Source organism: Streptomyces sp. NPDC017095 (assembly GCF_044332325.1).
GTDB lineage: Bacteria > Actinomycetota > Actinomycetes > Streptomycetales > Streptomycetaceae > Streptomyces.
On sequence record NZ_JBIROU010000005.1, the window covers coordinates 361,409 to 382,896 of the forward strand.

Here is a 21,488-nt window from a genome sequence, read left to right on the forward strand (position 1 = left end):
CCGTGACACGCTTCCGTCATGTCCGGAACTGGAATTGCCTTGGTGAGTCGGCTCCACGTCGACCTCGGCCGCATGTCCAGCGCCATCTGTCCGGCGAGCTGACGCCCAGCACGCCGCGAACACCGCACCCCCTCTCCTTGCGCAACGACGCACACGCCTGCCCGCGTGCGGGCGTCGACGCAGGTCAGCTGATTCCCACGGTCCCGGAGGACGTAGAACCATGGCCGCCACCCCACAACACCCCGACGCCTCCGCGCCCCGCCGGAAGGTGAGCCGGCACCGCGGCGAGGGCCAGTGGGCGGCCGGCCATTTCACTCCGCTCAACGGCAACGAGCAGTTCAAGAAGGACGACGACGGTCTCAATGTGCGGACACGCATTGAGACGATCTACTCCCAGCGCGGCTTCGACTCCATCGACCCGAACGACCTGCGCGGCCGGATGCGCTGGTGGGGGCTCTACACCCAGCGCAAGCCCGGGATCGACGGCGGCAAGACCGCGATCCTGGAGCCGGAGGAGCTGGACGACCGCTACTTCATGCTGCGGGTCCGCATCGACGGCGGGGCGCTGACCACCCGGCAGCTGCGGGTCATCGGCGAGATCTCGCAGGAGTTCGCGCGGGGCACGGCCGACATCACCGACCGGCAGAACGTCCAGTACCACTGGATCCGGATCGAGGACGTGCCCGAGATCTGGCAGCGTCTGGAGGCCGTGGGCCTGTCCACCGTGACCGCCTGCGGCGACACCCCGCGCGTGATGATCGCCTCCCCGGTCGCGGGCATAGCCGAGGACGAGATCATCGACGCCACGCCGGCGCTGGAGGAGATGAAGCGCCGCGTCCTGAACAACAAGGCCTACTCCAACCTCCCGCGGAAGTTCAAGACGGCCATCTCGGGCTCGCCGCTGCTGGACGTGGTGCACGAGATCAACGACGTCGCGTTCGTCGGCGTACGCCACCCCGAGCACGGCCCGGGCTTCGACGTGTGGGTCGGCGGCGGCCTGTCCACCAACCCCAAGCTGGGTGTGCGGCTCGGCGCCTGGGTGCCGATCGACGAGGTCCCGGACGTCTACGAGGGCGTCATCTCCATCTTCCGTGACTACGGCTACCGCCGGCTGCGCAACCGCGCCCGGCTGAAGTTCCTCGTCGCGGACTGGGGCGCGGAGAAGTTCCGCCGGGTGCTGGAGGACGAGTACCTGGGGCGCGCGCTGACCGACGGACCCGCGCCCGAGCAGCCGGTGCAGCAGTGGCGCGACCACATCGGCGTGCACCGCCAGCGGGACGGCCGGTACTACGTCGGCTTCGCGCCGCGGGTCGGCCGGGTCGACGGCGCCACGCTCACGAAGGTCGCCGACCTCGCCGAGGCACACGGCTCGGGCCGGGTGCGCACCACCGTCGAGCAGAAGATGATCATCCTCGACGTCGCGCAGGACAAGGTGGAGTCGCTGGTCGAGGGCCTGGAGGCGCTGGACCTGACGGCCCGGCCGTCCTCCTTCCGGCGCGGCACCATGGCCTGCACCGGCATCGAGTTCTGCAAGCTGGCCATCGTGGAGACCAAGCAGCGCGGCTCCCAGCTGATCGACGAGCTGGAGCGCCGCCTGCCGGACTTCGACGAGCCGATCACCATCAACCTCAACGGCTGCCCGAACGCCTGCGCCCGCATCCAGGTCGCGGACATCGGTCTCAAGGGCCAGCTCGTCCTGAACGACGCGGGCGAGCAGGTGGAGGGCTACCAGGTGCACCTGGGCGGCGCCCTCGGCCTGGAGCCGGGCTTCGGCCGCAAGGTGCGCGGTCTGAAGGTGACGTCGGACGAACTGCCCGACTACATCGAGCGGGTGCTGAAGCGCTTCCAGGCCGAACGCACGGCCGGCGAGCGGTTCGCCGCCTGGGCCGAGCGTGCTTCCGAGGAGGCGCTGTCGTGAGCGAACGGGCCGCGCCGTTCTACTGCCCCTACTGCGGCGACGAGGACCTGCGTCCGCACGAGGAGGGGCATGGGGCCTGGGAATGCGGGGCGTGCAACCGCGCATTCCAGCTGAAGTTCCTCGGGCTGCTCGCCCGGGGACTCCAGCGAGCCGACCACGGAGGGGATGAGCGGATATGACGACTGCTCAGCGAGAGCGTACGGATGAGGAGTTGAAGGCGCTCGCCGAGCGGGCGGGCCGTGAGCTGGAGGACGCCTCCGCACTGGAGATCCTCCGGTGGGCCGCGGACACCTTCGGGGAGAAGTTCTGCGTCACCTCCTCCATGGAGGACGCCGTGGTCGCCCACCTCGCCTCGCGCGTACGCAAGGGCGTGGACGTCGTCTTCCTGGACACCGGCTACCACTTCCCGGAGACCATCGGCACCCGGGACGCCGTCGAGGCCGTGATGGACGTCAACGTCATCACCCTCACCCCGCGGCAGACGGTCGCCGAGCAGGACGCGCAGTACGGCCCCGCGCTGCACGACCGCGACCCCGATCTGTGCTGCAGGCTGCGCAAGGTGCGGCCGCTGGACGAGGGGCTGGAGAACTACCAGGCGTGGGCGACGGGCCTGCGCCGGGACGAGTCCCCCACCCGGGCGAACACCCCGGTCGTCGGCTGGGACGAGAACCGGCGGAAGGTCAAGATCTCGCCGATCGCCCGCTGGACCCAGGACGACGTGGACGCGTACATCACCGAACACGGCATCCTCACCAACCCGTTGCTGATGGACGGCTACGCCTCCGTCGGCTGCGCCCCGTGCACCCGCAGGGTCCTGGAGGGCGAGGACGCGCGGGCCGGCCGCTGGGCCGGAAGCGCCAAGACCGAGTGCGGACTGCACGGATGACGAACGACTCGATTCAGGAGAACCACGTGACGACCGGAGCCACCGTCTGGCTCACGGGTCTGCCGAGCGCGGGCAAGACCACCATCGCGTACGAGCTGGCGGGCCGGCTGCGCGCCGCGGGCCGCCGCGTCGAGGTGCTCGACGGGGACGAGATCCGCGAGTTCATCTCGGCGGGCCTCGGCTTCACCCGCGAGGACCGGCACACCAACGTGCAGCGCATCGGTTTCGTCGCCGAGCTGCTGGCCCGCAACGGCGTCACGGCGCTGGTGCCGGTGATCGCGCCGTACGCGGACAGCCGGGAGGCGGTGCGCAAGCGGCACACGGAGAACGGGACGCCGTACCTGGAGATCCACGTGGCCACCCCGGTCGACGTGTGCAGCGTGCGGGACGTGAAGGGCCTGTACGCCAAGCAGGCCGCGGGCGAACTGACCGGGCTCACCGGCGTCGACGACCCGTACGAGGAGCCCGAGACGCCTGATCTGCGGATCGAGTCACAGCACCAGACGGTCCAGGAGTCCGCGGCGTCGGTGTACGCCCTGCTGAGCGAGAGGGGACTGGCATGACCGCGGCCGCCAAGCCGGAGGACGGCACGGAGAGCCCGTACGCCCTGTCGCACCTGGACGCCCTGGAGTCGGAGGGGGTGCACATCTTCCGTGAGGTGGCGGGCGAGTTCGAGAACCCGGTGATCCTGTTCTCCGGCGGCAAGGACTCCATCGTCATGCTGCACCTGGCGCTGAAGGCGTTCACGCCAGCGCCGGTGCCGTTCACCCTGCTGCATGTGGACACAGGACACAACTTCCCGGAAGTCCTCGAGTACCGGGACCGTGTGGTGGCCGCACATGGGCTGCGCCTCCATGTGGCCTCCGTCCAGGACTACATCGACCGCGGTGTGCTCAAGGAACGTCCCGACGGCACCCGCAACCCGCTCCAGACCCTCCCGCTCACCGAGAAGATCCAGAGCGAGAAGTTCGACGCCGTCTTCGGCGGCGGCCGGCGCGACGAGGAGAAGGCCCGCGCCAAGGAACGCGTCTTCTCCCTGCGCGACGAGTTCTCCCAGTGGGACCCGCGCCGTCAGCGCCCCGAGCTTTGGAACCTGTACAACGGCCGGCACGCCCCCGGCGAGCACGTCCGCGTCTTCCCGCTGTCCAACTGGACCGAGCTGGACGTCTGGCAGTACATCGCCCGCGAGGGCATCGAGCTGCCGGAGATCTACTTCGCGCACGAGCGCGAGGTGTTCCAGCGCGGCGGCATGTGGCTGACCGCCGGCGGCTGGGGCGGGCCGAAGGACGGCGAGACGGTGGAGAAGCGGCGGGTGCGCTACCGCACGGTCGGCGACATGTCCTGCACCGGCGCCGTCGACTCCGCCGCCGACACGATCGAGAAGGTCATCACCGAGATCGCCGCGTCCCGGCTGACCGAGCGGGGCGCGACCCGCGCCGACGACAAGCTGTCCGAGGCCGCGATGGAAGACCGCAAGCGCGAGGGGTACTTCTAAGCATGAGCACGACCACGACCGAGGCGCTCTCGGCCACCACGCTGCTGCGGTTCGCCACCGCCGGCTCCGTCGACGACGGCAAGTCCACGCTCGTCGGACGGCTGCTGCACGACTCCAAGTCGGTCCTCACCGACCAGCTGGAGGCCGTGGAGCGGGTCTCCGCGAGCCGCGGCCAGGACGCCCCGGACCTCGCCCTCCTCACCGACGGCCTGCGCGCCGAGCGGGAGCAGGGCATCACCATCGACGTCGCCTACCGCTACTTCGCCACCCCGCGCCGCCGGTTCATCCTCGCCGACACGCCCGGCCATGTGCAGTACACCCGCAACATGGTCACCGGCGCGTCCACCGCCGAACTGACGGTCGTCCTGGTCGACGCCCGCAACGGCGTGGTCGAGCAGACCCGCCGGCACGCCGCCATCGCCGCCCTGCTGCGCGTCCCGCACGTCGTCCTGGCCGTGAACAAGATGGACCTCGTCGGGTACGAGGAGCGGGTCTTCGCCGCGATCGCCGAGGAGTTCACGGCGTACGCGACCGAGCTGGGCGTCCCGGAGGTCACCGCGATCCCGATCTCGGCGCTGGCCGGCGACAACGTGGTGGAGCCGTCCGCGAACATGGACTGGTACGGCGGCCCGACGGTGCTGGAGCACCTGGAGACCGTGCCGGTCAGCCACGACCTGGCGCACTGCCACGCGCGGCTGCCCGTGCAGTACGTGATCCGGCCGCAGACCGCCGAGCACCCCGACTACCGGGGCTACGCGGGCCAGATCGCGGCCGGCACCTTCCGGGTCGGCGAGGAGGTCACCGTCCTGCCGTCCGGGCGGACCACCCGGATCACCGGCATCGACCTGCTGGGCAAGCCGGTCGGCGTCGCCTGGACGACCCAGTCGGTGACGGTCCTGCTGGCGGACGACCTCGACGTCTCGCGCGGCGACCTGATCGTGCCGACGAAGGACGCCCCGGCGACCACGCAGGACGTGGAGGCGACCGTCTGCCATGTCGCCGACGCCCCGCTCACCATCGGCCACCGGGTGCTGCTCAAGCACGGCACCCGCACGGTCAAGGCGATCGTGAAGGACATCCCGTCCCGGCTCACGCTCGACGACCTGTCCCTGCACCCGCACCCGGGACAGCTCGTCGCCAACGACATCGGCCGGGTGAAGATCCGTACCGCCGAGCCGCTGCCGGTGGACTCCTACGCCGACTCGCGGCGCACGGGCTCGTTCATCCTGATCGACCCGGCCGACGGCACCACGCTCACCGCCGGCATGGTCGGCGAGTCGTTCGCCTCGCCCGCGCCGGTCCTGGACGCGGCCGACGACGACGCCTGGGACTTCTGACATGAGGACGACCGACGTCTATTCGACGTTCGCGAAGGAGGGCGGCCGCGTCGGCAGCGGAGCCCTCGGGAGCGGGCAGGGCGGCGTGGCACGATGTGCGCGCTGACGTACGCGCACCGCTTGCGCGCCCCGTCCCCCCACCCGACGTCCCGGTTGCGACGAAGACCTCAGCCGAATTCCCGGCCACGACCTGAGAGACCGTGACCGCCGGGCCAACGAGAGGAAACCCTCCCGTGCCTGCCAACAGCTCATCGCTCCTGCGCCGCGGCATAGCAGCGATCGCCGCTCTCCCTCTGCTCACTCTGGCCGCCTGCGGCTACGGCTCCGAGTCCAAGGACGACGGCACGACCAAGGTCGCCGCCGGGGCCGAGAAGACCGACGGACTCGACTCCGTCAAGATCGGCTACTTCGGCAACCTGACCCACGCCACCGCGCTGGTGGGCGTGCAGAAGGGCTTCTTCCAGAAGGAGCTGGGCGCCACCGCGGTGAAGCCCGCCATCTTCAACGCCGGGCCGTCCGAGATCGAGGCCCTCAACTCCGGTTCCATCGACATCGGCTGGATCGGCCCGTCGCCCGCCATCAACGGCTACACCAAGTCGAACGGCAAGAGCCTGAAGATCATCGGGGGTTCGGCCTCCGGCGGGGTGAAGCTGGTCGTCAACCCGGCGAAGATCAAGTCCCTGAAGGACGTCAAGGGCAAGAAGATCGCCACGCCCCAGCTCGGCAACACCCAGGACGTGGCGTTCCTCAACTGGGCCGCCGACCAGGGCTGGAAGGTCGACGCGCAGAGCGGCAAGGGCGACGTCACCGTCGTCCGCACGGACAACAAGATCACCCCGGATGCCTACAAGTCCGGTTCCGTCGACGGCGCCTGGGTGCCGGAGCCGACCGCGTCGAAGCTGGTCGCCGAGGGCGCCAAGGTGCTCCTGGACGAGTCGACGCTGTGGCCGGACAAGAAGTTCGTGATCACGAACATCATCGTGCGGCAGGAGTTCCTCAAGGACCACCCGAAGGCGGTCGAGGCCGTGCTGAAGGCGGCGGTCGAGACCAACCAGTGGATCAACGCCCACCCGGACGAGGCGAAGGCGGCGGCGAACAAGCGGCTGGAGGCCGCCTCCGGCAAGGCGCTCCCGGCGAAGGTCCTGGACCCGGCCTGGAAGTCCATCCAGTTCACCGACGACCCGCTGGCCGCCACCCTGGACGCCGAGGCCGCGCACGCGGTCAAGGCCGGCCTGCTGGACAAGCCGAACCTGAAGGGGATCTACGACCTGTCGATCCTCAACAAGGTTCTCAAGGCCGCCGGCCGGCCCACGGTCGACGCCGCCGGCCTCGGCACCAGCTGACGCCCGCCCCGACGCGTCCCCAGGAGGTGACGACCATGGCCACGACCCTCGCCAAGGCCGACGAGACCGTCGAGTTCGCGGCACGCCTTGAGCACGTCTCGAAGTCCTTCGCGGCACCGGGCGGGCAGCAGCTCGTCCTGGACGACATCAGCATCGATGTCGCACCGGGTGAGTTCGTCACCCTCCTGGGCGCCTCGGGCTGCGGCAAGTCCACGCTGCTGAACCTGGTGGCCGGCCTGGACCGGCCGAGCGCCGGCTCCATCACCACGGACGGCCGGCCGGCCCTGATGTTCCAGGAACACGCCCTCTTCCCATGGCTGACCGCGGGCAAGAACATCGAACTCGCCCTGAAACTGCGGGGCGTGCCCAAGGCCGAGCGGCGCGGCCGGGCCGAGGAGCTGCTCGAACTGGTGCGGCTCAAGGGCGCGTACGGCAAGCGGGTGCACGAACTGTCCGGCGGGATGCGCCAGCGCGTGGCGATGGCGCGCGCGCTGGCGCAGGAGAGCAGTCTGCTGCTGATGGACGAGCCGTTCGCCGCGCTCGACGCCATCACCCGGGACGTGCTGCACGACGAACTGACCCGGATCTGGGCGGAGACGGGGCTGTCCGTCCTGTTCGTCACGCACAACGTGCGCGAGGCGGTGCGGCTCGCGCAGCGCGTGATCCTGCTGTCCTCCCGTCCGGGCCGGATCGCGCGCGAGTGGCGCGTCGGCATCCCGCAGCCGCGCCGCATCGAGGACGCGCCCGTGGCCGAACTGTCCCTTGAGATCACCGAAGTACTGCGAGGGGAGATCCGCCGCCATGGCCAGCACTGAGGCGACACCGGTCCAGGACGCCGGGAGCGTCGAGGCGGGCCTGGACGCGCTGGAGACCGCGGCCACCGGCCGTCCGACCCTGCGCCACACCCTCGTCAACAAGATCCTGCCGCCGGTCACCGCGATAGCGGTGGTCCTCGTCGCCTGGTATCTGCTGTACCCGGTCGTCGACGACCCGACGAAGCTGCCCTCGCCGGGCGCGGTCGGCAGCACCTTCCAGGACGCCTGGCTCAAGGGCGATCTGCTCGGCTACATCTGGACCAGTGTCTCCCGCGGTCTGCTGGGCTTCGCCTTCGCGCTGGTCATCGGCACGCCGCTGGGTCTGCTGGTGTCGCGGGCGTCGTTCGTGCGCGCGGCGATCGGCCCGATCCTGTCCGGGCTCCAGTCCCTGCCGTCGGTGGCGTGGGTGCCGCCGGCGGTGATCTGGCTGGGACTGAACAACTCCATGATGTACGCGGTGATCCTGCTCGGCGCGGTGCCGTCCATCGCCAACGGCCTGGTGGCCGGTGTCGACCAGGTGCCGCCGCTGTTCCTGCGCGCGGGCCGGACGCTGGGCGCGACGGGCGCGAAGGGCATCTGGCACATCACGCTGCCGGCCGCGCTGCCCGGCTATGTGGCGGGTCTGAAGCAGGGCTGGGCCTTCTCCTGGCGTTCGCTGATGGCCGCCGAGATCATCGCCCAGTTCCCCGACCTGGGCGTGGGCCTGGGCCAGTTGCTGGAGAACGGCCGCACCGCCAGCGACATGGCCATGGTGTTCGAGGCGATCCTGCTCATCCTGTTCGTCGGCATCGCGATCGACCTGCTGATCTTCAGTCCGCTGGAGCGGTGGGTACTGCGCAGCCGCGGCCTGCTGGTGAAGAGCTGAGCGACCGTGCGTACCGGGCCCGTCCTCCTCGTCATCGCCCACGGCAGCCGTGATCCGCGGCACGCCGCGACCGTGCACGCCCTCGTGGAGCGGGTCCGGTCGCTGCGGCCCGGCCTGCGCGTGGAGACGGGTTTCCTGGACTTCAACGTCCCGTCGGTGCACGGGGTGCTGGAGTCGCTGGCGGCGGAGGGCGTGCGGGACGTCGTCGCCCTGCCGCTGCTGCTGACCCGCGCGTTCCACGCCAAGGCCGACATCCCGGCCGTGCTGCGGGAGGCACCGACGAGGCTGCGGATCCGGCAGGCCGAGGTGCTCGGCCCGTCCCCGCTGCTGCTGTCCGCGCTGGAACGGCGGCTGTACGAGGCGGGGCTGACGCCCGCCGACAAGTCCTCGACCGGGGTCGTGCTGGCCTCGGCGGGGTCCTCCGACCCGGAGGCGATCGCAGTGATCGCCGATATCGCGCGGGAGTGGTGGCACACCGGTTGGTGCGCCGTGCGGCCTGCGTTCGCCTCCGCTTCCCTTCCCCGCACCGAGGACGCGGTGCGGGAGCTGCGGCGGCTCGGCTGCGAGCGGGTCGCCGTGGCGCCGTACGTCCTGGCTCCCGGCTTCCTGCCGGACCGCATCGCGCGCGGCGCGGCCGGGGCGGACGTACTGGCCGACGTCCTGGGCGCGGCGCCGGAGGTCGCCCGGCTGCTGCTGGAGCGGTACGACGGGGCCCGGCGGCCGGCCCTGGCGGTGCTCGGCGCCTGACCGCCGGACCGGCGGGACCTCTGGCGTTTCCCTAGGGGTGGGTGCTCGTTTCCTGTCCTCGCTTGCGGGCCGCCCTGGTGTGACAGTGGCGTCGAGAGGGCTGAAAATCGCCACCCGTCCGGGTGAGTGATGTCCGTTGACCGGCCTGTCGTCCGTGGTGCCGACGAGGGTGTCCGGCCGGTCGCCGGGGGGCGTACGGCCGGTGCGCGCGGTTTCGGCCGGGCCGGGGCGCATGGCGGCGCCCGGGTGCCGGTCCGCCGGGTGCGCGGGGTGTCGCGGTGGCGTCGGTGCCGGCCTGCCCGTCACGCTCGTGCGCCCCGCTTCGGCCGTCCGTGCGCTGCACCCTGGGAACAGCGCGAGGGTTCGGCGCGTGGTGCGGTGAGCCGGACCAGCGCGGGGCGGGTGTGTGGTCAAGGCGGCCGCGGTCCGGCGTTCCCCTGTGACGTCGGACCGCGGCGACGTCTGGTTCTGCGTCCGCCGGGGCCGCCGTGTCACAGCCGGGGGCGCCGACCGGGCGTCGATGGGCGCTTTTCAGCCAACTCGCGCGGCAGGCGCAGGCGTTCGGTCCGCTTCGGCCGCGCGCGGGCACGCGGTCGCGGCCGTCGTGCCCCGGAGGGGCCGGGGCGAGGGCCGCGCGCCCGCGTCGGGACGGGCCGCGCGCGGCTCCCGCCGATGAGCGCGGGCCGGATCGGCCTCGGCACTCACCCGCGACTCGTCCCACGAGGTGCCGCCGTCACAGGGCCGGTCTCCGCTGGCCGGGACGGACGGGGGCGGCGGGCACACCGGCAAGGCGCCGCCGCCGGCCGTGCCCGGGGCCCGCCGTACACCGCGCCGTGAGGCGGCCATCCGCCGTGCCCGCGGGCGCCGTCCGCCGGCGCGCGCTACGGCCGCCCACGGCCCGGCAGTTCGGCCTCGATGAGGTCGGCCGCCCGCCGGGTGCCGCCCTCCTGGGCCATCTCCGCCTGGATCTCTTTGAGCCGGTACGCGACCCGGGCGTCGTCCACCAGGGCGAGGGCGGCCGCGCGGAGCCGGTCGGCGGTGGCCTCCTCGGTGGACAGCTTCCGGGCCACACCGAGACCCTGGAGCACGTCGGCGTTGCCGAACTGGTCGGCGGCCTGCGGTACGGCGATCATCGGTGTCGCGGTCGCCAGTCCCTCCTGGCTGCCGCCGGCGCCCGCGTGGGTGACGAACAGGTCGGCCTGGCGGAGGATCGCCAGTTGCGGCACCCAGTCGCGCACCTCCACGCTGTCCGGCACCTCGCCCAGCTCGGCCCGGGTGACGTGCCGGCCGACCTGGAGGACGACGTGCCAGCCGGGCAGGTCGCCGAAGGCGCGCACGCACTCCCGGTAGAAGCCGGGCTGCTTGGTGAAGGCCGAGCCCAGCGACACCAGCACGACCTTGTCCGCGCCGGCGGGCCGCTGCCAGTCGCCCTGGTCGGCGCGGTCGCCCTGGCAGGCGCCGACGAAGGTGTACACGCGTTCGTCCACCCGGTCGGCGTGCGGCTGGAGCGCCTTGGGGATGAGCACCAGGGAGCGCGCCGGGCGGCCGGTGAACGGGTCCGGGTGCTGGGTGATCCCGTTCTCCGTCAGCCACGCCTGGAATCGGGCGTAGTACGCCTGTCCGCGCTCGGTCCGCCGCGGCTCCCGCCACATCGGCTCGGCGACCTCCTCCTCGTAGCCCTCCCAGGCGACGAGGTTCGGGGAGAGGGAGACCGCCGGGACGCCCCAGCGGTGGGCGAGGACGCGGGCCGGATAGGAGGCGATGTCGTGCAGGACGAGGTCGGGTGTGTCGCCGGCGTAGGCCGCGATGAGCTGGGGCAGCGCCTGGATCGCGTCGTTCAGGAACGGTTCGACGTTGTCCAGCAGGGTGGTGCCCCATGCGGAAGGGTCGGCGTCGGGGCCGGGCAGGGTGGAGGTGTAGGGCACGGGGCGGGCACCGGTGGCGGCCACCTTGTCGGCGAAGGCCGGCGGGATCGCGTAGGTGACCCGGTGGCCCCGGGCGACGAGTTCCCGGATCACCTCCAGGCTCGGGTTCACGTGGCCGTGGGCGGCGATGGAGAACATGGCGATGTGGGCGGGTGCGGTTTCCGGGGTCATGGCGTCGACAGTATGCGAGACGATACGTCTCGTCTAATTCTTTTCCGTGGCCGCGGTACGTCCGGAGCGGGAGGCTCCTCCAGGGCCCGGGCGCGCCGGTGGGCCGCCCCGGTCTGCGGGTTCGTGGTCGTGAAGGCCCGGTCTCCCGTCGGGGGACCGCGCGCGGTGGGCGGCCGGTGCGGATGCGAGACTGGCCGGGCGCCGCCCGCGCCCCGCGGACGCGGCGGGCCCAGGGACGGCACGGGAAGACGGCACGGAGGCAGGACGATGGACGAGGCACGCGCGCGGGACGTACTGGCCGCGGCGAAGGTGCTGCCGGGCCCGGCCCGGGAGGCGCGGCTCCTGGCCCTGGGCGAGAACGCGGTGTTCGCCGCCGGCGGCCTGGTGGCCAAGGTCGGCCGGGACGCCGAGCTGCTGCCGCGGGCCGCACGGGAACTCGCCGTCGCCGCCTGGCTGGCCGGCGCGGACGTGCCGGCGGTGCGGGCGGCCGAGCCCGAGCCGCTGCTCGTGGACGGCCACCCGGTGACCGTGTGGCACCGGCTGCCGGACGCCGTACGGCCCGCCGAGCCGCGGGACCTGGCCGCGCTGCTGCGGCTCGTGCACGCCCTGGACTCCCCCGCGTTCGCGCTGCCGGCCCGCGATCTGCTGGGCGGGGTGGAGCGCTGGCTGCGGCTCGCGGGCGACGCCGTCGACCCGGAGGACGCGGCCTATCTGCGGGAGCGCCGCGACGGTTTCGCGGCCCGCGCGGCGGCGCTGACGCCGCGTCTGGCGCCCGGGCCGATCCACGGTGACGCGCTGCTGCGCAATGTGCACATCGGGCCGGACGGGCCGGTCCTGACCGATCTGGAGACCTTCTCCGCCGATCTGCGCGAGCACGACTTGGTGGTGATGGCCCTGTCCCGGGACCGGTACGGGCTGCCCGCCGAGGCCTACGACTCCTTCACCGGCGCCTACGGCTGGGACGTGCGGGAGTGGGACGGCTGCGCGGTGCTGCGCGGCGCCCGGGAGACGGCGAGCTGTGCGTGGGTGGCCCAGCACGCGCCGTCCAACCCCGGGGCGCTGGCCGAGTTCCGGCGGCGGGTGGCGTCGCTGCGGGACGGGGACGAGACGGTCCGGTGGTACCCGTTCTGAGGCGCCCGGCGCCTCAGGGGCCGGCCTACCGGGCCGGACGGGTCCTCAGACCCGCTCGTCCGCCGTCTTCCTGAGCGGCCAGGCCCCGTCCACCACGGCCGTCGGGTCGCCCTTGCGGCGCAGGAACGCCTGGAAGTCCGCCGCCCACTGCGCGTACCACTCGATCTGGTGGCGGTGCAGTTCCGCCGGGCCCAGCGACGCGATCTTCGGGTGCCGGCCGGCTATCGCGGAGGCCAGCCGGGCCGCGGCGAGGGCGTCGGCGGTGGCGTCGTGCGCCGCGCCGAGGACGATGCCGTACTCGGCGCACACCGCTTCCAGGTTCCGCTTGCCGCGGCGGTAGCGGTCGACCCAGCGGTCGATGGTGTACGGGTCGACGACCGGCGCCGGGTCGGCGCCGCCCAGCCGGTCGGTCAGCGACGGCAGGCCGTGCCGGCGCAGTTCGGCCGCGAGCAGGGTGAGGTCGAAGGCCGCGTTGTAGGCCACGACCGGGACGCCCGTCCGCCAGTACCCCGTCAGGACGTCCGCGATGGCGTCGGCCACCTGGTCGGCCGGGCGGCCCTCGGCCGTCGCGCGTTCGGTGCTGATGCCGTGCACGGCGACCGCGTCGGCCGGGATCTCCACTCCCGGATCGGCCAGCCATTCCCGGCGCCCCACAGGCTCGCCGGCTCTGACCTCGATGACGGCGCCCGTGACGATGCGTGCCTCGTGCGGATCGGTCCCGGTCGTCTCCAGGTCGAAGCCGATCAGCAGCTCCCGGTGCCAGCCCATCGGCGGCCCCCCTTCTTGGTGGTGCGTTCCCCCAGTGGCCTCCACCCTCGCACGGGGCACTGACAATCCACCGCCGGCCGCCGTCACACGGGGTCCCGAAGGGTCAGGACACCGGGCGCGAATCCGCCCAGGTCAGCTCGAACTCCTCACGGTATGTCGGGAAGAGGCCCGCTTCGCCCGCATCGTCCGGCTTCACCAGCCGGCTGCCGTTGCGCAGCACGAGGACCGGCGACTCCATCCCGCGCGCCCCGCGCAGATAGGACTGCACCACGGCGATGCCGTCGGCGCCGTCGCCGTCCACCAGGTAGGCGGTGAAGCGGGGCGTCTCGTCGTACACCTGGATCTCGAACGCGCCCGGGTCGCGCAGCCGGGACCGCACCCGGCGCATGTGCAGGATGCTCATCTCCACCGAGCGGCTCAGTTCGCCCCGTTTCATCCCCAGTTCCCGCTCGCGGCGCTTGACCGCGCTGGAGGCCGGGTTGAGGAAGAGCAGCCGTACCCGGCAGCCGGTCTCGGCGAGCCGGACCAGGCGGCGCCCGGAGAAGTTCTGCACCAGCAGGTTCAGGCCGATGCCGATGGCGTCGAGCCGGCGGGCGCCGCCGAAGATGTCCTCGGCCGGGAACCGGCGCAGCAGCCGCACCCGGTCGGAGTGGACGGCGACCACGTCGGCGTACCGGTCGCCGACGAGATCCTCGACCGCGTCGACGGGCAGCCGGCGGGCCGAGGGCACGTCCCCGCCCGCGCCGAGCATCTCCAGCAGCCGGGCGGAGGCCCGCTCGGCCTGGCCGAGCACCGCCTCGGACAGGGCCCGGTTGCGGGAGACGACGTTGCGGGTCACCTCCAGCTCGTCGAGCGCGAGTTCGAGGTCCCGGCGCTCGTCGAAGTACGGTTCGAAGCACGGCCAGTGCTGCACCACCAGCTCGCGCAGTTGCGGCAGCGTGAGGAAGCTGAGCACGTTGTCGTCGGCCGGGTCGAGCAGGTAGCCCTTGCGGCGGCTGACCTCGCGCACGGCGACCGCGCGCTGCACCCACTCCTGTCCGGCCGGGCCGGCCGCGGCCACCACCCACTCGTCGCCGTGGACGGGTTCGTAGACGGGCCGCAGCACGGCGGCGACGACCGCGCGCAACCGCTGTTCGACGAGGTTCAGCCAGATGTAGGCCCGGCCGGCCCGCTGGGCGCGGGTGCGCACCTCGCGCCAGGCGTCGGCGTCCCAGTCCAGCTCCGGTCCGATGGACCCCGCGTCCATCGGCCGGGCCAGGGACACCGCGCCGGGCGGGATGTCTGTGGAGTTCCCCTCGTGACCCTCGTCACCAGGAGGCAGCTCCAGCCCTCCCGAGCCCACCCGTGCACCGCCTTCCGCCCCCCGGGCCTTTCCCGTCTCAACGATCAAGGAAGGGTACTCCGCCGACGGTCGGCGGTGCAGCCGGATGGACAGGTCGGTTACCCGTCTTCGCCCCTCAACTACGCGGTGCCCGGTGCCCGTTCCGCCATACCCGTTCCCGGGGAGTGAGCGAATTCATCACCGTGACGTCGCGGCCGGGCCCCTCGGGACCCGGCCCGGACGGCGACGGACGCTCCCGCGCCCGTCCGTACCCCGCTCCCCCTGTCCCGGGGAGTACGTTTTCGGCCCTGCTGGTTCCGCGTGTGAGGGGTACCAGAACCGCCGTGCACACGGGTCGACAGGTGAGAGGCGGGTGAGCCGAAAGAGGTTGCCTCACTTTCGGACAACACTCGGGGCCGGTGCGGCCCCGGCCGGACGGCACACCTGGGAGAGTCGTATTCATGCAGGTCTGGCCTGGAGAGGCGTATCCGCTCGGTGCCACCTATGACGGCGCCGGAACCAACTTCGCGGTCTTCACGGAGGCCGCTGACCGAGTAGAGCTGTGTCTGCTGCACGACGACGGCTCGGAGACGGCGGTGGAACTGCGCGAGAGCGACGCGTTCGTGCGGCACGCGTACGTGCCGGGGGTGATGCCGGGACAGCGCTACGGGTTCCGGGTGCACGGCCCGTACGACCCCGGGCGCGGGCTGCGCTGCAACTCGGCGAAGCTGCTGCTCGACCCGTACGCGAAGGCGATCAGCGGGTCGATCCGCTGGGGCGAGGAGGTCTACGGCTACCACTTCGACGCTCCGGAGCGGCGCAACGACCTGGACTCGGCGCCGCACACCATGACGTCGGTGGTGATCAACCCGTACTTCGACTGGGGCGACGACCGCCCGCCGCGCACCGAGTACCACCACACGGTGATCTACGAGGCGCACGTCAAGGGGCTGACCATGCGTCACCCCGGACTCCCCGAGGAGCTGCGCGGCACCTACGCGGCGCTCGCCCACCCGGCGATCATCGACCATCTGACCAGGCTGGGCGTGACGGCGCTGGAACTGATGCCGGTGCACCAGTTCGTGCACGACCACCGGCTGGCCGACCTGGGCCTGAACAACTACTGGGGCTACAACACCATCGGCTTCTTCGCCCCGCACAACGCGTACGCCTCCTGGGGCGACCGCGGCCAGCAGGTGCTGGAGTTCAAGTCGGCGGTCCGGGCGCTGCACGAGGCCGGGATCGAGGTCATCCTCGACGTGGTCTACAACCACACCGCGGAGGGCAACCACCTGGGCCCGACGCTCTCCTTCAAGGGCATCGACAACCCGTCGTACTACCGGCTCGCCGAGGACCCGCGCTACTACACGGACACCACGGGCACCGGCAACTCGCTGCTGATGCGGTCCCCGCACGTCCTCCAGCTCATCATGGACTCGCTGCGGTACTGGGTGACCGAGATGCACGTCGACGGCTTCCGCTTCGACCTCGCGGCCACCCTGGCCCGGCAGTTCCACGAGGTGGACCGGCTGTCGTCGTTCTTCGACCTGGTGCAGCAGGACCCGGTGGTCTCCCAGGTGAAGCTGATCGCCGAGCCGTGGGACGTGGGCGAGGGCGGCTACCAGGTGGGCAACTTCCCGCCGCTGTGGACCGAGTGGAACGGCAAGTACCGGGACACGGTCCGGGACCTGTGGCGGGGCGAGCCGCGCACGCTCGCCGAGTTCGCCTCCCGGCTGACCGGCTCCTCCGACCTCTACCAGGACGACGGCCGGCGCCCGCTGGCCTCCATCAACTTCGTCACCTGCCACGACGGTTTCACGCTGCGCGACCTCGTGTCGTACAACGACAAGCACAACGAGGCCAACGGCGAGGACAACCGCGACGGCGAGAGCCACAACCGGTCCTGGAACTGCGGGGCCGAAGGCGACACCGACGATCCGGAGGTGCTGCGGCTGCGCGCCCGGCAGATGCGCAACCTCGTCGCCACGCTGATGCTGTCCCAGGGCGTGCCGATGATCAGCCACGGCGACGAGTTCGCCCGCACCCAGCGCGGCAACAACAACGCCTACTGCCAGGACAGCGAGATCTCCTGGGTGGACTGGCCGGAGTCCCTGGAGAGCGATCTGCTGCGGTTCACCCGCGCGATGGTGTGGCTGCGCCGGGACCATCCCGTCCTGCGCCGGCGCCGCTTCTTCCACGGCCGGACGGTGGAGGGCACCCAGGACGAGCTGTCCGACCTCACCTGGTTCACCCCGCAGGGCGCCGAGATGACCCAGCCGGACTGGAACGCGGCGCAGGCGTCCGCGCTGACGGTGTTCCTGAACGGCGACGCCATCTCCGAGCCCGGCCCGCGCGGGGAGCGCGTCACCGACGACTCCTTCCTGCTGATGTTCAACGCCTCGCCTGAGCCACTGGAGTTCCTGGTGCCGGCCGGCCACGGCCGGCAGTGGGAGGTGGTGGTGGACACCGCCCGCCCGGACGGGGCACCGCCCGGGACGGGCGAGAAGGTCGCGGCCGGCGACCGCCTCACCCTGGAGGACCACAGCCTGACGGTGCTGCGCCGGCCGTCGGAGTGAGGAGCGCGGCACACCGGCGGCGCGCTGTACGCCGGGCACGCGCGCCGGGGGCGTGCCGCGCTCCTTCGGCGTACGCCGTCCCTTCCGCGTACGGCGTCCTTCCGCGTACGCGGTCGGGCGTACGGGCGCGGCGGGGCCGCAGTGGCCCGCCGCGCTGATCACCCGGATGGCGGAAGCCGTCCGGCCATCCCCGACACGCCCGCGGGATCCGGGGGCCCGTCGGTGACACGAAACGCGGCGAGCGGGGTACGTAGGTTCCCATGACTTCTGCGCGACCCGGACCGGGGGTGCCCACGGCCACCTACCGGCTGCAGCTCCAGCCCGCGTTCCCGTTCGCCGCCGCCGAAGCGGCCGTACCCTACCTGGCGTCGCTCGGCGTCTCCCATCTGCATCTGTCCCCGGTCCTGGAGGCCGTCCCGGGCTCCACGCACGGCTACGACGTCGTGGACCACTCGCGCGTGCGCGAGGAGCTGGGCGGCGAGGCGGGCCTGCGCGCGCTGGCCCGCACCGCGCGGGAGCACGGACTCGGCCTGGTGGCGGACATCGTGCCGAACCACATGGCGCTGGCGCCCCGGCACAACCGTGCCCTGTGGGAGGTGCTGCGCGACGGCCCCGAGTCGCCGTACGCGCGCTGGTTCGACATCGACTGGGAGGCGCAGGACGGCCGGCTGCTGCTGCCGGTGCTCGGCGGCCCGGTCGGCTCGCAGCAGGCGCACCTGGTGGCCGACGGCGACGTCCTGCGCTACCACGACCACGTCTTCCCGCTCCGTCCGGGCACCGCCCACCTGCCGCTGCCGGAGCTGCTGGACGCCCAGTGGTACCGGCCCGTGTGGTGGCGGCTGGCCCGCACCGAGCTGAACTACCGGCGGTTCTTCAGCGTCTCGGAGCTGATCGGGCTGCGGGTGGAGGACCCGGAGGTGTTCGACGCCACCCACGCCACGATCCTGCGGCTGCTCGCGGACGGCGTGTTCGACGGGCTGCGGATCGACCACCCCGACGGGCTCGCCGACCCGGACGGCTACCTCGCACGGCTGCACGAGGCGACCGGCGGGCGCTGGACGGTCGTGGAGAAGATCCTCGCCGAGGACGAGCACCTGCCGCCCTCCTGGCCCGTGGCGGGCACCACGGGCTACGACGCGCTGCGCCACATCGACGGCCTGTTCACGGACCGCACCGGGGCGTACGAGCTGCTGGGCCGCTACCGGGCCTTCGCGGCGCCGCAGACGGACCGGGGCGGCAACTGGGAGGCCACGGTCCGGCGGGCCGCGTACAAGGTCCTCACGCACGAGCTGGCCGCGGAGACCGACCGGCTCACCCGGGTGGCCGCCCGGCTGTGCGCCGTCTCGCCCGACCTGTCGCTGCGCGACCGCGCTCCCTGGGCGCTGCGCACGGCCGTGGAGGAACTGCTCGTCCGGATGCGGGTCTACCGGCCGTACGCCTCCGGGGACGCCGCCGCCGTGATCACCGAGGAGGCCGCAGCGGAGGCCCGGCTGGCGTTCGTGGTGCCTCAGGAGGCCGAGGCCGTCGGCATCGTGCGCCGGCTGCTGGTGGAGCCGCCCGACCCGTCGGCGCCGGACCACGCCGACCGGGTGGAGTTCCGCACCCGGTTCGCGCAGACCGCGTCCGCGCTGCGCGCCAAGTCGGTGGAGGACACCGCCTTCTACCGCTACGTGCCGCTGCTGTCGGCGACCGAGGTGGGCGGTGACCCGGGCAGCCCGGGGACGTACCCGGAGGACTTCCACACGTACTGCGCGCGCGTGCAGCGCGACTGGCCGCTCACCGGCACCGTCGTCACCACGCACGACACCAAGCGCAGCGCGGACGTGCGCGCCGCGCTGGCCGTGCTCACCGAGTGCCCGGACCGCTGGGTCCGGCTGCTCGCCGAGGTGAGCGGGGCCGAGGGGGGCGCGCCGGACGGGCAGCTCGCCTGGGCGGCCTGGCAGACGGTGTTCGGGCTGGGCCCGGCGGAGGAGGACCGGGTACGGCAGGCGCTGCTGAAGCACGTGCGCGAGGCGGGCATGTACACGAGCTGGACCGAGCAGGAGCCGCCGTACGAGGAGGCGGTGGCGGCCTTCGTCGCCGCTGGTCCGTGCGGGCCGCCCGGCGAGCGGGTGACCGCCTTCCGCAAGGCACTGGAGCCGCAGGTGCGGGCCAACGTCCTGGGCACCGCGCTGGTCCACCTGACGATGCCGGGCGTGCCGGATGTGTACCAGGGCGCGGAGGGCGAGTTCCGGGCACTGGTGGACCCGGACAACCGGCGGCCGGCGGCGTTCCCGCCCGAGGTGCCCGGCGAGAAGGACGCGCTGACGGCGGCGGCGCTGCGGCTGCGCGCCCGGCGCCCGGAGGCGTTCGGCGCGGGCGGGACGTACGAGCCGTTGACCGCCGAGGGCCCGGCGGCCGAGCACTGTGTGGCGTTCGCGCGCTCGGGTGAGGTGGTCACGGTGGTGACCCGGCTGTCGCTGCGGCTCGCGGAGGCGGGCGGCTGGCGGGAGACGCTGCTGCCGCTGCCGCCCGGCCGTTGGGCGGACGTGCTCGTGCCGGACCGGGAGTTCACCGGCCACGCGCGCGTGGCGGACCTGCTGGACGCGCTGCCGGTGGCCCTGCTGGAACGGGTCGCGGAGGACTGAGAGGAACTGGCGGGACGGCTTGAGGCGGGTCGCGGCGGGTCGCGGCGCGGGGAGAAGGCCGGGCGGCCTGCGGCGGGACGGAGCGCGTCGATCGCCGGGCGCACCGCACTGCGCCGGAGCCGTGCTCGTGCGCCGCCCGTCGCATCCGTGGTCTGCCGCATCAGTGGTGCTCTCCCGGCCCGCGGGGACCCGGACGCCCGCTGGTCCCGCTGCCGGGCGCCCCGGGGAGGCCCGCCGACTGCTTGACAGTTCACCCGCCGCGTGCGGGACTGGGAGGGCGAAACCGGGCGGACGAGTCGGGGGTGAGTCCACTGCCGGAGCCGCGCTATCCCAGTGTTCCCGAACTGGTCGCCCACGCCGCCGCGTTGGCGGCCCGGGAGCCCGGGCTGTGCGCGCTGCGCCAGGTGGGCGTCTCGCGCGCGGGAAGACCCCTGCACCTGCTGTCGGTGGGGCACGCCCGCCGTGCGGTGCTGGTCGTCGCCGGCGCCCACGCCAACGAGCCGACGGGCGGCTCCACACTGCGGGTGCTCGCCGAACGCGTCTCGGGTGAACCGGAGTTGCGGGCGGGCACCTCCTGGCACTTCCTGCTGTGCGCGGACCCGGACGGCGCGAGCCTGCATGTGACGCCGGCGCCGCGCAGCCTGCTCGACTACCACCTCGGTTTCTACCGGCCGACGGGCGCGGAGCAGCCGGAGTGGTCGCCGTCGGTGCTGCCGCCGGACCGGCTGCCGCCCGAGACCCGGACGCTGACCGGGGTGATCGACGAGCTGCGGCCGTACCTCCAGGTGACGCTGCACGGCACCGATCTGGGCGGCAGCTGGGTGCAGCTGACCAAGGACGTGCCGGGTCTGGCCGAGCCGTTCGCCAAGTCGGCGGCGGAGCTGCGGATACCGGTGGAGACGGGTGCCTCGGACGCGGCGGGCTGGCCGGCCTCGGGTCCCGGGGTGCATGTGATGCCCGGCCCGGAGTCCGGCGCGGCCTATCCGAGCATGCCGGACGACGCCCGGCACAGCACCTGGTACCACGCGCACCGCTACGGCGGTCTGACGGCCGTGGTGGAGGTGCCGATGTGGGCCAGCGACCTGGTGGACGACCCGGCCCCGCATCCGGCGCCGGCGGCGGCGCTGCGGCGGCTGGCGGCCCGGCTGCTGCGGGACGCCCGGGAGGTGGAGCGGATCCTCGCCGAGGCGCTGCCCCGGCTGGAGGGCGTGGACGGGCCGCTGTTGCGGGCCGCCCAGTGGGCGCTTGAGCTGATCCCGGGCCTGGCCGAGGACTGGACGCACACCGCCCCGGCGGGCTCCACGATGGCGTACGTCGGCAGTGTGGACGCCTTCGGGCGGCGGCTGCCGCTGCGGGCCGCGTCGATGCTGCTCCGGGTGTTGCGGGAGGCGGACGACCGGGCGGCGCCGCGTCTGGAGCGGCTCGTGGCGGCCTGGTGCGACGCCTTCGCCCAGCGGTTCCGGGCCCGCTGGGTGCCGTTGGAACACCAGGTGGAGCACCAGTCCCGGACGGTGCTGGTGGCGGCGCGGCAGGCGCGGGAGCGGGTGGCGTGAGCCGGGGCCG

Annotated in this window: 17 protein-coding genes and 1 pseudogene; 15 read left to right on the forward strand and 3 right to left on the reverse strand. The window is 72.8% G+C overall.

Annotated elements, in window-relative coordinates; all coding sequences use genetic code 11:
- Nucleotides 1–18: 18 nt before the first annotated feature.
- The 11 genes from ACH4OA_RS12960 (at nt 19) to ACH4OA_RS13010 (ending at nt 9,406) form a co-directional block, all read left to right on the forward strand.
- Nucleotides 19–102 carry a putative leader peptide gene (locus ACH4OA_RS12960; RefSeq protein ID WP_318298835.1) on the forward strand — a complete coding sequence of 28 codons (84 nt, stop codon included), beginning with the start codon at nt 19–21 and terminating at the stop codon, nt 100–102.
- A 118-nt stretch (nt 103–220) separates the two neighbouring features.
- Nucleotides 221–1,918 carry a nitrite/sulfite reductase gene (locus ACH4OA_RS12965; protein WP_397943073.1) on the forward strand — a complete coding sequence of 566 codons (1,698 nt, stop codon included), beginning with the start codon at nt 221–223 and terminating at the stop codon, nt 1,916–1,918.
- A complete protein-coding gene (locus tag ACH4OA_RS12970) occupies nt 1,915–2,097 on the forward strand; it encodes a hypothetical protein (protein ID WP_365871853.1) in 183 nt (60 codons plus the stop codon). Before ACH4OA_RS12965 ends, ACH4OA_RS12970 begins: the two co-directional genes overlap by 4 nt.
- Nucleotides 2,094–2,804 carry a phosphoadenylyl-sulfate reductase gene (locus tag ACH4OA_RS12975; protein ID WP_397968958.1) on the forward strand — a complete coding sequence of 237 codons (711 nt, stop codon included), beginning with the start codon at nt 2,094–2,096 and terminating at the stop codon, nt 2,802–2,804. Before ACH4OA_RS12970 ends, ACH4OA_RS12975 begins: the two co-directional genes overlap by 4 nt.
- 26 nt (nt 2,805–2,830) lie before the next feature.
- A complete protein-coding gene (gene cysC / locus ACH4OA_RS12980; protein ID WP_365871849.1) occupies nt 2,831–3,367 on the forward strand; it encodes an adenylyl-sulfate kinase in 537 nt (178 codons plus the stop codon).
- Nucleotides 3,364–4,299, forward strand: a complete 936-nt coding sequence (gene cysD, locus ACH4OA_RS12985; RefSeq protein ID WP_397943080.1) for a sulfate adenylyltransferase subunit CysD — start codon at nt 3,364–3,366, stop codon at nt 4,297–4,299. The genes cysC and cysD overlap by 4 nt, the downstream gene beginning before the upstream one ends.
- A 2-nt stretch (nt 4,300–4,301) precedes the next feature.
- Nucleotides 4,302–5,636, forward strand: a complete 1,335-nt coding sequence (locus tag ACH4OA_RS12990; protein WP_365871845.1) for a GTP-binding protein — start codon at nt 4,302–4,304, stop codon at nt 5,634–5,636.
- Nucleotides 5,637–5,869: 233 nt separating this feature from the next.
- Entirely contained in the window at nt 5,870–6,979 is a 1,110-nt protein-coding gene (locus tag ACH4OA_RS12995) for an aliphatic sulfonate ABC transporter substrate-binding protein (protein ID WP_365871843.1), read from the forward strand.
- Nucleotides 6,980–7,014: 35 nt separating this feature from the next.
- Nucleotides 7,015–7,794, forward strand: a complete 780-nt coding sequence (locus ACH4OA_RS13000) for an ABC transporter ATP-binding protein (RefSeq protein WP_365871841.1) — start codon at nt 7,015–7,017, stop codon at nt 7,792–7,794.
- Nucleotides 7,781–8,659, forward strand: coding sequence for an ABC transporter permease (locus ACH4OA_RS13005; RefSeq protein ID WP_397943084.1), 879 nt, complete (start codon nt 7,781–7,783; stop codon nt 8,657–8,659). Before ACH4OA_RS13000 ends, ACH4OA_RS13005 begins: the two co-directional genes overlap by 14 nt.
- A 6-nt stretch (nt 8,660–8,665) precedes the next feature.
- Nucleotides 8,666–9,406 (forward strand): sirohydrochlorin chelatase, encoded by a 741-nt coding sequence (locus ACH4OA_RS13010; protein ID WP_397943086.1) that lies wholly within the window; start codon nt 8,666–8,668, stop codon nt 9,404–9,406.
- A gap of 881 nt (nt 9,407–10,287) precedes the next feature.
- On the opposite strand, the pseudogene mgt reads toward ACH4OA_RS13010, so the two are convergent.
- Nucleotides 10,288–11,545, reverse strand: a pseudogene (gene mgt / locus ACH4OA_RS13015) (macrolide-inactivating glycosyltransferase); the annotation flags it as partial.
- A gap of 224 nt (nt 11,546–11,769) precedes the next feature.
- Between mgt and ACH4OA_RS13020 the strand changes: the two are divergent.
- Nucleotides 11,770–12,633 carry a phosphotransferase enzyme family protein gene (locus ACH4OA_RS13020; RefSeq protein ID WP_397943087.1) on the forward strand — a complete coding sequence of 288 codons (864 nt, stop codon included), beginning with the start codon at nt 11,770–11,772 and terminating at the stop codon, nt 12,631–12,633.
- A gap of 45 nt (nt 12,634–12,678) precedes the next feature.
- Here the strand turns inward: ACH4OA_RS13020 and ACH4OA_RS13025 are convergent, their stop codons facing one another.
- Complete coding sequence (locus ACH4OA_RS13025; protein ID WP_397968959.1) at nt 12,679–13,401, reverse strand: 3'-5' exonuclease; 723 nt, start codon at nt 13,399–13,401, stop codon at nt 12,679–12,681.
- A gap of 103 nt (nt 13,402–13,504) precedes the next feature.
- A complete protein-coding gene (locus ACH4OA_RS13030) occupies nt 13,505–14,743 on the reverse strand; it encodes an SAV2148 family HEPN domain-containing protein (protein WP_365871831.1) in 1,239 nt (412 codons plus the stop codon).
- 440 nt (nt 14,744–15,183) lie between these two features.
- Between ACH4OA_RS13030 and glgX the strand changes: the two genes are divergently transcribed.
- From glgX to ACH4OA_RS13045, 3 genes are all read left to right on the forward strand, one after another.
- Entirely contained in the window at nt 15,184–17,298 is a 2,115-nt protein-coding gene (gene glgX, locus ACH4OA_RS13035; protein ID WP_397968961.1) for a glycogen debranching protein GlgX, read from the forward strand.
- A gap of 260 nt (nt 17,299–17,558) precedes the next feature.
- The gene (gene treY / locus ACH4OA_RS13040; protein WP_397968963.1) at nt 17,559–19,925 is read left to right on the forward strand and encodes a malto-oligosyltrehalose synthase; all 2,367 of its coding nucleotides are present in this window, start codon (nt 17,559–17,561) and stop codon (nt 19,923–19,925) included.
- Nucleotides 19,926–20,227: 302 nt separating this feature from the next.
- Entirely contained in the window at nt 20,228–21,478 is a 1,251-nt protein-coding gene (locus ACH4OA_RS13045; protein ID WP_397968965.1) for a M14 family zinc carboxypeptidase, read from the forward strand.
- The last annotated feature ends 10 nt before the right edge of the window (nt 21,479–21,488 follow it).